This window comes from Varibaculum sp. C0165D1, from assembly GCF_056590355.1.
Window position 1 is genome coordinate 253673 of sequence record NZ_JBWPVY010000003.1, and the last position, 13189, is coordinate 266861.

A 13189-nucleotide genomic window follows, 5' to 3' on the forward strand; every position below is an offset into this window, starting at 1 on the left:
GGCGAGGCACCCTTTCCAGTCCAGGATTTAGCTACTGCCTATTTTCCTGCTTAAATGCGCGTTCGATAGTTGCCTCACAGATGGCGCGATCCCCTAAATAAACTACTAGGGACTGTCCGGAGGCGACCGCGCGGGTGGGACGTAAAAGCTGGGCGCGTAAAGTACCGTCTGCCTCTAAGAAAACTTTCGCCGGAACTTGTTGCCCGTGCGCCCGATACTGCAAAGTTACTTCTGCCTGCCCGGCTAATGCTGGATCGCCCGGCTCAGTCAGTAATACCGCGTCGGTGGCGGTGATTCCGTCTACGCTCAGCAACTCGCTGGCACCGACTACTACGGTGTTGGTTTTCATATCGGTACCGAGTACGTAGCGGGGACGCCCATCAGCGGCGGGCCGGCCCAGGTTTAGGCCTTTGCGCTGCCCGATAGTGAATTGATAGGCACCGGAATGGGTGCCGACTTCCGCGCCCTCCGTATCCACGATTTTTCCGGCCTTACTGCCCAGGTGGGAACGCAAAAATCCGCGAGTATCCCCGTCAGCGATGAAACAAATATCGTAAGAATCCGGTTTGGCTGACATGGGCAGGCCGCGCCGCTCAGCTTCCGCGCGTACCTGGCTTTTCGATTCATACTCCCCTAGCGGGAAAATTACTTTCTCTAGGGCCTGACGCCCCATTACCGCCAATACGTAGGATTGGTCTTTTTCCATGCATTTGGCGCGGCGCAGTTCCACTCCGTCAGGTCCCCTCAATACGCGCGCGTAATGCCCGGTACATACGGCATCGAAGCCGAGGGCGTCGGCGCGGGTAGCGAGTTCGCGGAATTTCACGAATTCGTTGCAGCGCACGCAGGGGTTGGGGGTGCGTCCGCGCCGGTATTCATTCAGAAAATCTTCGACTACGGTTTCTTCGAAAGTTTCCGCCATGTCCCATACATAAAAGGGGATCTCCAACATGGAGGCGGCGAGGCGGGCATCGGAAGCATCTTCTACGGTGCAGCAGCCTCGCGAACCGCAACGATTTTGGGTCTGATTCGCGGACAGGGCCATATGTACCGCGGTTACCTCGTGTCCGGCCTCTTTGGCGAGGGCGGCGGCGACTGCGGAATCAACGCCTCCGGAGAGGGCAGCTAATACTTTCATTTATTTCCTCTCTCGCTCTGCTAGTTTCCGGGAGGCATCCAGCGCTGACGGTAGTGCCTGTAATAGCCGGTCTACGTCCTGTTCCCGCGTGGACCAGCCGAAAGAGATCCGTAAAGATCCGAGGGCGTCCTGCTCGCTATAGCCTTGCGCCAAGAGGACTGGGGAGGGACGGGCTACCCCGGTGTGGCAAGCGGATCCGGCGGAAGCACAGATTCCCGCTTGATCCAGGGCAAACAGTAGCCCTTCGGCCTCTGCGCCTTCCAGCGCAAACTGGACAATCCCGGGTACTGCGAGGGCGTTGCTGGCGAGTTTTACTCCCGGAATCTTTAGCGCGCCTTGCAGCAGTTTTTCCCGTAAATTCTGGTGACGCCGGGTAGTTTCTGCTAGTTCTTGCTGGGCTGCTTCAAAGGCTGCCGCTGCCCCTACGGCGGCGATCACATCTTGGGTGCCCCCTCGCAGGGCCCGTTCTTGGCCGCCTCCGCGCCGGTCACTAGCGATTTTTACCTCTCTGCGCGCCAGCAGCACCCCGAGGGCTGCCGGTCCGCCCACTTTGTGACAGGCCAGCGAAATCGCATCTACCGGGGATTCTGCGAAATTTATTTCTTGGCGTCCGGCAGCGGCTATCGCGTCAGTGTGGATAGCAAACTGGCTATCGAAGCTGCTCCCGGCACCTTTCCCAGCTGCAGTCTTAGCGCCCGGAGCCTCCCGCGTATCTGCTGCTTCTTTTTCCCGCAGCCGGCGGCAAAGCTCAGCAACTGGCTGCAGGACCCCGTTCTCGTTGCATACGCTCATCACTGATACTGCCGCGATTTGGGAGGTGTCAAGGGTGGCTACGGCTTCAAGATCAACTACCCCACCGGCATCGACTGGCAGGACTTGCACCTGGAATCCCGCATCCTCCAAGTCAGTGGCATTAAGCCTGACCGCATCATGTTCTACCTGGCTAACCACTATTTGGGTGCGGCGAGAATCCTGGCGGCGCGCTGCCCGCGCCAGGCCGCGCAAGGCGAGGGCACAAGAATCGGTACCCCCTCCGGTGAAAATAACTTCCGCCGGTTCTGCCCCCAGTGCCTTCGCTACCCTCGCGCGCGCGGTTTCTAGCAGCGCCGCTGCTTTGCGCCCCGCCGCGTGTGCCGAAGAAGGATTGGCTCCGATTCCGGCAAGGGTAGCGGCGGCCTCATTCATAGCCGTTAGCGCCTCGGGGCGTAGCGGCTCGGAGGCAGCGTTATCGAGGTAGGCCAGGTCCACTATGCGTCCAGCGGCTTGATTCGGGACAGGGCGTCCGGAACTACCGTGAATAGGTCCCCAACTACCCCGAAGTCTGCCATTTCAAAAATGCGTGCCTCGGGATCATCACAGATCGCCACGATTTTCTTGGCGCCGCGAATCCCGCAAACGTGGTGTTGATCCCCGGAAAGGCCCAGCCCGATATAGAGATTCGGGGCAATAGAGATCCCGGATTGTCCGATTTGGGCAGCGCGGTCAATCCAGCCCTGTTCACAGGCCACGCGGGTAGCCCCTACGGATCCGCCCAATACCTCGGCCAGTTCTTCGGCAGGCCCAAAATCGCCGTTAACGCCGCGACCCGCGCAAACCACTACGGGTGCTTCAGTTAGTCCCGCATGTGAAGATCCCGTATCTTCCTGAGAGACCACCTGGATTCGTTTAGTAGATTCGCGCAACTCTACCTGCAGGTTTTCAGTTTCTACTTCGCCGGCTTCCGCAACCGGTACCGCCGAAAGCGAAGTGGTGCGCATGGCTACTACCGGGATGCCGCGGCGAATATAGTAACTGGTTTCCCAAGTACCATCGAGCACCGATTTACCGGCAATCAGTTTTCCGTCAGCCACCTTTAGGCTGGTCACGTCGACACTGGCTCCAGAGCCCAGGATAATCGCGCTTTGGGCGGCGCCATCACGCCCCCAAGAGGTCGAGGGCAGCAACACTGCCCCGAAGTCGCCGCTTTTCGCCGCGGAAACCACCAGGTCAGCTAGAACCGCCCCTACCTGCCAAGTTCCGGTTTCTGCCGGGTCAAAAAAGCGTACTGCCTCTACCCCGACCTGGGAAAAGTGTTGAGGGGTGATAGAGGAGGGCGCGAGCGCCACCACTCTACCGCTGGTGATTTCCCGCGCCAAGGTAATCAGGCGCGCCGCTGCCACCGATAGATGCTGGGGACGAGCCGCATCCGGGTGGGCAAAAACTAGGACGTCTTTTTCTATTTTTTCACTCACGATTTACTCCTACTTTTCCTGCGCAAATCCCGATTCGACCAGGTACTTCGCTAGCGCTTCGCCGGCGTTCGCGGAATCGGTGACGATGGTTCCCTGGTTCTTGGTTTGCTGATAAAACTGAGCATCTAGCACTTCGGTTCCGGAATCAGCGGCCCCTACTTCTTCGGCACTCAGCTCTAGCTGCGCCAGATCCCACTGCTCTATCGGTTTCTTCTTCGCCGCCAACATTTCTTTAAACCCGGGATAGTGCGGCCGATTGGCCTCATCATTTACCGAAACCACCAGGGGATATTTCGCACGCAAGCTCAAGGCGGTTCCTTCTTGATAACAGGTGGCTGCCACGGCCTCGCCGCTGAAACTAACTTCAGAGGCATCGCTAATCACCGGCAGATTCAAAGTGGCGGCCAGGGCTCCCGGCAGCATGGAAGTCATCCCGTCCAGAGAGGAACTTCCGCAAACCACCAAATCAACGTCCCCAATCTTTTCGATAGCTCGCGCCAGCACCCGGGCAGTCACGGTCACATCCGAGCCAGCCAAGGCCGGATCACACAGGTGATAAGCCTGATCTGCTCCCATCTGGAGGGCGCGCAGCAGGGCTTTCTTCGCCCCCTCTGGCCCCATCGTGAGGGCAATAATTTCGGCTTCCGGTACCGCCGCTTTCGCGCTGAGCGCCGCTTCGATGGCGTTCTCATCCAGGTCATTCAGGGTATCTTCTTCCCCGCGCACCAGGTGACCGTTTTCGATCCGCCGCTCAGACTGCGGGTTGGGTACATGCTTTACAGTTACGACAATCCTCATGGTTCTACCTTGCCATAAGGTTTGATGGTGAAAAAGTGAGAAGCCCTACCCCTTAGCTAAGGGAGGAAATTAAATGTTCAACCAACCCCGTCTAGCTAAACGAATGGCTCTATTTGGTAGCACCAGATAAGATGACAGACGTGTCAAGAAAAACATTAGACGACTATTTTAGGCCGTCCAGCCCCTTTGTGCATGGCGGCGCCGCCGACCCTAATCGCCTGGGGGTTTATCTGCAAGGCAATGGGGTGGATATCGCGGTAGTCGCCCCGAATGCCTCTGCGGTAGAGATCTGTTTTTTCACTTCCGCTGAACCTACCGCTCCCGAAACTCGCTACCGGCTGCTAGGCCCAGTAGACGGTATCTGGCATGGGCATGTTGCCGGGGTTCTCGCCGGCACCTACTATGGTTTTCGCGCCTGGGGACCGTGGAATCCGGAACGCGGCCACGTTTTCAACCCCTACAAACTCGCCCTCGACCCCTATGCTCGCGCCATTAGCGGAAACGTGCAGCTTTCCAGTCAAACTTACGCCCATAAAACCGATGACCAGCTTTACCCGGAGCATCCTTTCCAGCTAGATCCGACCAACTCAGCGCCCTATACCGTACGCGGAGTAGTGACTGGAAAAGAGTTTGATGTGGTTCCCGGGCCCGCTACCCCCTGGGAAAACACCGTTATTTACGAAGCGCACGTCAAAGGGCTCACTAAACAGTTACCGGGAGTACCGGAAGAACTACGCGGAACCTACGCGGGACTGGCACACCCGGCCACTATCGCTTACCTGAAAGACTTGGGTGTCACCGCCGTAGAACTACTGCCAGTACACGCGAAACTTTCAGAAGCTTTCCTGAATGAGCGAGGCTTAAGTAACTATTGGGGGTACTCCACCCTGTCTTATTTCGCTCCCGAACCTTCCTATGCCACCAGGAATGCCCGCAACCTGGGGCCGATGGCAGTCCTAGATGAGTTCCGCGGCATGGTTTCGATCCTGCACCAAAATGGGATCGAACTGCTACTAGATGTGGTTTATAACCATACTTGTGAGGGCGGAGGCGACGGGCAGGCGCTATCTTGGCGCGCCCTCGATAACGCCATGTATTATCGTCTGGATCCCCAGGGAGCCAGTATCGATTATTCCGGTTGCGGCAATACTTTAGACACTGGTCACCCCAGAGTAATCCAAATGATTCTGGATTCTTTGCGGTATTGGGCTGGCGATGTCGGAGTTGACGGTTTCCGCTTTGACCTGGGGGTTACCTGTGGGCGGGGCGAGGAACATTTCACTCGTTTCCATCCTTTCTTCCAAGCCTGCCTGGACGACCCGGTTTTGCGGCACACCAAGATGATCGCGGAGCCTTGGGATATGGGACCGGATGGTTGGCGCACCAGCGATTTCCCGCTACCTTTCTCTACCTGGAATGACCGTTACCGGGATGCGGTGCGCGGCTTTTGGGTGGCCGATGGGCGTGCCCAGTCACGCGGGGAATCACGGGGGGCTCCCCCCTTTGAACTGGCTTCCCGGCTTTCTGGTTCCCAGGATATGTATGGGGTGGGAGACGTGCCGGCGGTGCGTCCTCCTCGCTGTTCGATTAACTTTGTAACCGCTCACGACGGTTTTACTCTGGGGGATTTGGTCAGCTACGACCATAAACATAACGAGGAAAACCTAGAGAACAACCGGGACGGCTCCCCCCATAACCTGTCTTGGAATCATGGTAGTGAAGGGCGTGCTTTCCAGCTCAGTCACGATATGGAATCGGGCATAAATGGGGATTCTCCCCTGGCAGAACTACTGGCTGCCCGGGTACGTTCGGTACTTAACATGTTCACTACCATGTTTATTTCTTCCGGCACCCCCATGATTTTGGCGGGTGACGAGTTTGGGCGCACTCAAGGCGGCAACAATAACGCTTACTGTCAAGACAATGAAACTACCTGGGTGAACTGGGAACTAGTGGATTGGCAAAAAGACATGTATGTCGCGGTGCGCAAGTTGATTACTTTGCGACGCGAACACCCGGTTTTCCGGCCAGCAAACTACTTGACCGGTCATCGGTATCCGGGAGATACCCTCCCCGATGTTTCCTGGTATAACCAGGTGGGGCTATTAATAGGTGATCGGGCGTGGCATGATCCGGCCAGCCGAGTTTTCCAAATGCTGCGCTCGGGGCGTCCCTACATGGATAAGGATCTACTGGCGGTGTTCAACGGGACGCTGTCTCCGAAACACGTGCGGCTAGCTCCGGGTCGAGGAACCGCCTACCACGAGATCTGGGATTCTGCAGTTACCGATGTAGAGGAAGAGGAAGCACCCCCGCTGAATCTCGCCGGTGACGACATTCTCCTGGAGCCTTTGTCTATCAAACTTTTCCTGGCCGATTCCAGTGGGGATTAATCCACAGTTCTAGCTGTAGAAATGTAAATCGCACGGAATTTGCCGTGTGCGCGGGAGAGAGATTTTTCCTCCCGCCCAAGAATTTGGAAAACGTAGCGACGTTTTCCAAATTCTTATGCCCACCGCGCCCACTCGGATAAAATCTCTCCCCCGCGCTCACTCGGATAAAACTTTTCCCCGCGCTACTAAATGTATTTTCGTAGTACATTGTTTAAAAGGTTTACAAGTGCCGAACCAGGGAGAATTAACATGGTCAAAGTAGTTGACTCTGTGCCAATAGTGGTTCGGTTACCGGTGGATTTAGTGAAGCGATACGACAATCTGTCTAAGAATACGGGACACAGCCGCGCCTACTTCTTCACGAAAGCAGTCGAGGAATCGATACCGAAACTCGAATACCAGTATGGGCTCCTCAAAAAAGTTGAGGACTACCGAGCAGGACGGTTAGAAACTGTATCGATTGACCAGTTAGAAAATCATCTCTACTTGCGAAAATAACTTGTTCATCAAAATGGAATAATCCGTTAAACATAGAGAAATCTCCACCGATGTGTATACCGCGGGGGCGAGATTTTTCCTCCCGCCCAAGAATTCGGAAAACGTCGCGACGTTTTCCAAATTCTTATGCCCACCGCGCCCACTCGGATAAAATCTCTCCCCCGCGCAAACCTGTAAATGTCTGTCAGTGAAGTAGATCAGTGGCGGCAAGTTTATCGCTAGATGGTTACTAACTTTGTACGATGGAGGACGAGGCTGCGATTATCGGGAGGTTCACCTTGCAAGCTGCAACAGCGCAAACACCAAGCCCCAAACGCGCCAGCAGCACCCCAAACACCGAGGTACCCGCATGAGCCACATAGAAGACCTAATCTCCCACCACTGCCCCAACGACGTGGAACAGAAGTTAATATCCGATGTTGCGACACTAGAGCGGGGAAAGTACATATCTAAGAAAACTGCTATTCCTGGAGATATTCCGGTGATAGCAGGTGGTAGAGGCCCCGATTATTGGCATAACGAATCCAACCGAACTGGCGAGCTGCTAACGGTTGCAGGTTCGGGCGCTTACGCTGGCTTTGTTCAGTATTGGGATTCGCCAATTTTTGTTTCAGATGCCTTTAGCATCACCACTAACCCTCAGCTAAAGAGCCGGTTTCTCTACCACTGGTTAAAGAATAAACAGGATTTTTTGCATTCCCTAAAAAAGGGAAGCGGAGTTCCCCACGTCTATCCAAAAGATATAGCCAAGTTAAAGATTCCGGTGCCGCCGCTGGAAGTACAAGATGAGATCGTACGGATTCTAGATTCTTTCACCAAGCTAGAAGCGGAGCTAGGAGCGGAGCTAGAAGCTCGCCGCAAGCAGTACGAATACTACCGCGCCTCGCTTCTCAGCTTGGAGAATCTCACCAGCCGTTTAGGGAAAGACAATGTCAAGCTCCTACCGCTGAACGATGTTTGTACAAAGGTTTCTTCTGGGGGTACTCCGAAACGTAGTGTTCCTGGTTATTTCGGTGGAAATATTCCGTGGATTCGGTCGACAGATTTAAATTTCAAAACAATTGGAGAAGTGGAAGGCTCCTTAACTGAATCTGGGTTAGACAATTGCTCAGCAAAGCTAATTCCAGCCGGAACGGTTCTAATAGCAATGGCCGGGGCGACTGTCGCGAAAAGCGGAATAACCACTGTTGAGGCAACTACAAATCAGAACTGTTGTGCCCTAGAAGCTGATTTGAAACAGATTAAGCCAAAATTTTTATTTCATGTGCTCTGCAATGATTATGAGGTTTTGAAAGATAAGGCGCAGGGAACACAGCAGTTTTTGAATATGACAAGGATTAAGAAGCATGACATTCCCGTGCCGTCTTTGGCTGAGCAGGAACGCATTGTGGCGATTCTGGATAAGTTCGATGCTTTAGTGAACGATCTTTCTTCTGGTTTACCGGCAGAGATTGCGGCTCGGCGTAAACAGTACGAGTATTACCGCGACCGACTCCTAACCTTCACCCCCGCAAAGTAACCGCGCAAAAGTAGAGCAGGGAATTATCGCCCCGAATTCAAGGCAACAGAAAATCAACTGCCCACACAACTAACAGCCGACACACTCTGTTATTTAACTTCATTCCCGAAAACCCGCGTGCAACCACTCGAAGCAGCTTCTATGTATCGGGGAAGCGTAGGGGCGAGATTTTATCCGAGTGGGCGCGGTGGGCATAAGAATTCGGAAAACGTGGCCACGTTTTCCGAATTCTTGGGCAGGAGGAAAAATCTCGCCCCTACGCACCTAACAACAAGAAAAGCTGCAGGATTGCACCCGGTTTTCCGGGAATATCACCGGCACCGTAGACTGGGAACCATGAGCGATAGCGGCGAGAGACTAGAAAATTCAACCGATGCAGCTTCTTTGAAGCGTGCGGAGCTGAAATCTAAAGAGATTGAGGCAGCGATCGATAAGGATCCTTCCAAGTTCCGGGTACTCTCCGGTGATCGCCCCACCGGTACCCTCCACTTGGGACATTATTTTGGGACGATTAAGAATCGGGTAGAGATCCAAAAGCGCGGGGTGGAAACCTGGATTCTGATTGCTGACTACCAGGTAATCACTGACCGCGAGGGTACTGGACCGATCCGCGAGCGCGTCCTGGGTATGCTGGCTGATTATATTGCTTGCGGCCTGGATCCGGAGCAGACCACGATTTTCACGCATTCCTCGGTGCCGGCAGAAAATCAACTAATGCTGCCTTTCCTTTCCCTGGTAACCGAAGCGGAGCTACACCGCAATCCGACGGTGAAGGCGGAGCTGGTGGCTTCAGAGCGGCCTATGTCGGGGTTGTTACTGACTTACCCGGTACATCAGGCAGCGGATATTTTGTTCTGTAAAGCGAACCTGGTGCCGGTGGGTAAGGATCAGCTCCCCCACTTGGAGCAGGCGCGGGTGATTTCGGATCGTTTCGAGCGGGTTTACCGGCGGAAGTCTTCGCTGAAGCACCGGGTGTTTCCTCGCCCGGAGGGGCTGCTTTCGGGTGATGGCGCCCTGATTTTGGGGCTGGATGGCGAAAAAATGTCGAAGTCGCGGGGGAACGCGGTCGAGTTGGGGATGAGCAGCGATGAAACTGCGAAGCTGATTAAACGTGCCAAGACTGATGCCGAGCGCCAGATTACTTATGATCCGGAGAACCGTCCGGAGGTTTCGAATCTTTTGCGGCTGGCGGGCCTGGCTAGCGGGCAGGATCCGCGCGTTATTGCCGAGGAGATCGGGGATCAGGGGGCTGGAAAACTAAAGCAGGTGCTCACGGAGGCTTTGGATGCGGTTTTATCTCCGATTAGGGCGCGGCGCGCCGAACTGTTGGCGGACCCGGACTATTTGTGGCAGGTATTAGCGCGCGGCAACCAGCGCGCTAACGAGGTTGCCGACCAGACCCTGGCGGAGGTGCGCCAGGCGATGAACATGGTTTACTAGACTCATGCGTGCTTTGGGAGGCCTGATTCGGCTACTGATTACCCTGGTGGTTATCGCCGTAATTGTCGTGGTGGGAACCAACATTTATGTGTGGCAGCGAACAAAAGACCAGGTTATTTCTTTATCTGAAGCTAAAGATAAGAACGCTCAGGTAATCATGGTTTTGGGGGCGGGGGTAAACCCGAATGGTTCGCCCTCGCCGATGCTTACCCATCGCCTGCAAACCGCTTTGAATCTGTATCAGGCGGGGGCGGCGAAGAAAATCTTGATTACTGGCGATCATGGGCAGATACAGTACGACGAGATCAAGGCGATGCGGCAGTGGCTACTAACCCATGGGGTTAGCGCCCGGGTGATCTATGCTGATCATGCCGGTTTTTCTACCTATGATTCGGCCTACCGCGCGGAAGCGATTTTTTCGGTGCAGCGCGCGATTGTAGTAACTCAGCCTTATCATTTGCCCCGCGCCCTCTACGATTGTCAAAGCCGAGGTATCGAGGTTTGGGGTGTGGGTGCCGCTGGAAATGCGTATTCGGGGCAAACCGCTCGCAACCTCCGCGAATATCTGGCGCGCACCAAGGATGTTGCTTGGGTAGTTAGTGGGCAAAAACCGACCTACCTGGGACCCAAAATTTCCTTAGATGGCCCGGCCTCGGCTACTGACGGTTAAAGCATTTTCTGCGTTTGCCGGTAACTGCTTCTTATTGTGTCTAACTTTTACTGCTTGCTGGGACTGGAATCGACGCGCGGTGCCACACCGCTTGTTAGGCTGGAAGGGAATCAGTCCATCTATTAAGGAGACACCATGGCCAGCGATACGCCTCGTTCCCGCAAAACTCGCTCTACTACTAGCTCAGCTGGTCAGAAGGATACCGCTTCTAGTTCCGCCACCGGTTCTGCCGCGGCTTCGCGAAAAGCTACTGCCACTGCTAGTAAGAGCTCTCCTGCTAAAAAGACCACGACGGCTGCTGCTAGCCGGACTAAAAAAGCTAGCACCACTAGCACCCCTAGAAAGCGGGTTAGCCGCGCGGCGACCGCTGCTCCAAAAACTACGGCAGCTAAGAAAACAACTTCTGCCAGTAAATCCGTTTCTGCCCGCAAGACAGCTGCGGCTAAGCCTTTAAATCTGGTTTCCCCCGAGGCTCGCCTAGCGCGCATTCCAGTCACCGAAGTGGAACCGGTTTTCGAGGACGGACTCTGGCCAGCGAAGGCGGTCGAAAATGAGTCGTTCCCGGTGCGCGCTAGCGTGTTCCGCGAAGGGCACGATGCTTTAGGGGCAGAAGCGGTATTGCTGGATCCGCAAGGAAAAGAAACTATGCGGTCGCGGATGTACGATGTCGCCCCGGGACTTGATCGCCTGGAAGCCTGGATAAAGCCGACTTCGGTTGGGGATTGGAGCTTTAGAGTCGACACTTTCTGCGATCCTTATCAGACCTGGGCTAAAGAAGCCTCTATCAAGGTGCAGGCTGACCAGGACGTGGAGATGGAGTTCGAGTTGGGAGCCCGGCTTTTTGAGCGCGCCGCTCGCGGGGAAGCCATAAATAATCCCACCCAGCAGGCACCGGATGAAAAGAGCATCGCTCGCCTCTTGGATGCTGCTAAAGCGATGCGCGATCAGACTCGTCCACCTCAAGAGCGCCTTTCGGTGGGTCTACATTCCTCGATTCGGGGAATTTTCCGGGCTCATCCCCTGCGGGATCTGCTGGAATCTTCCCGCACCTATCCTTTGCGGGTTGACCGGGAGCGGGCACTCTACGGATCCTGGTACGAGATTTTCCCCCGCTCTATCGGCGCCTATCAAGACCAAGAAGGCCATTGGCATTCTGGAACCCTGCGCACTGCCGCCTCTGACCTGCCCCGCATTGCTGGTATGGGCTTTGACGTTGCCTACTTAACTCCGATTCATCCGATTGGAACTACTTTCCGAAAAGGGCGCAATAACACTTTGGAAGCCACCCCGGACGATCCGGGCTCACCTTACGGTATTGGCAGCCCCGCTGGCGGCCATGACGCTATTCACCCTGATCTGGGCGATTTCGATGATTTTGATTACTTTGTAAAGAAGGCCAAGGGACTGGGGTTGGAGGTAGCGCTGGATTTGGCGCTGCAGTGCTCCCCGGATCACCCTTGGGTGAAGGAGCATCCTGAATGGTTTAAGCATCGCCCCGACGGGACGATTGCCTATGCGGAGAATCCTCCCAAGAAATATCAAGATATTTATCCTCTGATTTTCGATCAGGACTACCGCGGTCTTTATAACGCGGTGCGGGACGTGATTCAAAAGTGGATCGACCACGGAGTAACTATTTTCCGGGTGGATAATCCCCACACCAAGCCGGTGCAGTTCTGGCAAGAGATTTTAGCGGAGTTCCATCACAAACATCCCGAGGTGCTTTTCTTATCCGAGGCGTTTACCCGCCCCGCGATGATGCGCACCTTGGCGCAGGTGGGATTCCACCAGTCCTACACCTATTTCACCTGGCGCAATACCCGCAAAGAGATTGAAGAATACTTCCAAGAGGTTGCTTGGGAATCCAGCCCCTATATGCGACCTTCTTTCTGGCCTACTACCCACGATATTCTTACCCAAATCATGGTCGATGGCGGGAAACGAGCTTTCAAAATGCGGGCAGTTTTAGCCGCTACTGGCTCCCCTAACTGGGGGATCTATAACGGCTACGAGCTGGTAGAAAATGTGCAACGCCCCGGTTTTGAAGAGCAGATCGATAACGAGAAGTACGAGTACAAGCCGCGCGATTACTCTGGGAAAACCGCGCAAGAAATGATGGGCTTGCTGACTACTTTGAACGAGATTCGCCGCCGCCACCCCGCCTTGCAGCGTTTGCGGAACCTGAAGATTCATGAAACCACCCATCCGGGAGTAGTTTGCTTCTCCCGTCACCTGGATGCTTGGGAATCTCCCACCGGGGTGGCTGACACCGTAATCGTGGTGGTCAACCTGGATCCCCACGAAACCGCGATCGGGGCGATTCACTTGGATCTATCGGCGCTCAAGATCAGTGGTTCTTCCTCGTCCTTCTTTAAAGTACGAGACGAACTAGATGGAAAAGTCTACGATTGGGGGCCGGCTAACTATTTCGAGCTCAACCCCTATGAGCGACCGGCCCATATTATGTCCGTAGAATCCGCATAAACTAAAACGCCCCAGAGG

10 protein-coding genes are annotated in these 13189 nt (G+C 54.9%); 6 read left to right on the forward strand and 4 right to left on the reverse strand.

All coding sequences use genetic code 11. The features are described from left to right. Nucleotides 1-31: 31 nt before the first annotated feature. The 4 genes from mnmA to AC1EKS_RS05965 are packed head-to-tail and all read right to left on the reverse strand — an operon-like array spanning nt 32 to nt 4167. Nucleotides 32-1138 carry a tRNA 2-thiouridine(34) synthase MnmA gene (gene mnmA / locus AC1EKS_RS05950; RefSeq protein ID WP_481009674.1) on the reverse strand — a complete coding sequence of 369 codons (1107 nt, stop codon included), beginning with the start codon at nt 1136-1138 and terminating at the stop codon, nt 32-34. Next, nucleotides 1139-2386 carry a cysteine desulfurase family protein gene (locus tag AC1EKS_RS05955; protein ID WP_481009675.1) on the reverse strand — a complete coding sequence of 416 codons (1248 nt, stop codon included), beginning with the start codon at nt 2384-2386 and terminating at the stop codon, nt 1139-1141. Continuing rightward, the gene (locus AC1EKS_RS05960) at nt 2386-3369 is read right to left on the reverse strand and encodes an electron transfer flavoprotein subunit alpha/FixB family protein (protein ID WP_481009676.1); all 984 of its coding nucleotides are present in this window, start codon (nt 3367-3369) and stop codon (nt 2386-2388) included. Before AC1EKS_RS05960 ends, AC1EKS_RS05955 begins: the two co-directional genes overlap by 1 nt. 9 nt (nt 3370-3378) lie before the next feature. Beyond that, nucleotides 3379-4167 carry an electron transfer flavoprotein subunit beta/FixA family protein gene (locus AC1EKS_RS05965; RefSeq protein WP_481009677.1) on the reverse strand — a complete coding sequence of 263 codons (789 nt, stop codon included), beginning with the start codon at nt 4165-4167 and terminating at the stop codon, nt 3379-3381. A gap of 140 nt (nt 4168-4307) precedes the next feature. Between AC1EKS_RS05965 and glgX the strand changes: the two genes are divergently transcribed. The 6 genes from glgX (at nt 4308) to AC1EKS_RS05995 (ending at nt 13171) form a co-directional block, all read left to right on the forward strand. Next, on the forward strand, nt 4308-6560 hold the full coding sequence (gene glgX / locus AC1EKS_RS05970) for a glycogen debranching protein GlgX (protein WP_481009678.1): 2253 nt from the start codon (nt 4308-4310) through the stop codon (nt 6558-6560). Between the two features lie 249 nt (nt 6561-6809). Continuing rightward, nucleotides 6810-7058: a type II toxin-antitoxin system RelB family antitoxin gene (gene relB, locus AC1EKS_RS05975; RefSeq protein WP_481009679.1), complete on the forward strand. Its 249-nt coding sequence runs from the start codon at nt 6810-6812 to the stop codon at nt 7056-7058. 394 nt (nt 7059-7452) lie between these two features. Then, nucleotides 7453-8577, forward strand: coding sequence for a restriction endonuclease subunit S (locus AC1EKS_RS05980; RefSeq protein ID WP_481010311.1), 1125 nt, complete (start codon nt 7453-7455; stop codon nt 8575-8577). 336 nt (nt 8578-8913) lie between these two features. Further along, nucleotides 8914-10017, forward strand: a complete 1104-nt coding sequence (gene trpS, locus AC1EKS_RS05985; protein WP_481009681.1) for a tryptophan--tRNA ligase — start codon at nt 8914-8916, stop codon at nt 10015-10017. 4 nt (nt 10018-10021) lie between these two features. After that, a complete protein-coding gene (locus AC1EKS_RS05990) occupies nt 10022-10687 on the forward strand; it encodes a SanA/YdcF family protein (RefSeq protein WP_481009682.1) in 666 nt (221 codons plus the stop codon). A gap of 135 nt (nt 10688-10822) precedes the next feature. Then, nucleotides 10823-13171: an alpha-1,4-glucan--maltose-1-phosphate maltosyltransferase gene (locus AC1EKS_RS05995; RefSeq protein ID WP_481009683.1), complete on the forward strand. Its 2349-nt coding sequence runs from the start codon at nt 10823-10825 to the stop codon at nt 13169-13171. Nucleotides 13172-13189 lie beyond the last annotated feature (18 nt).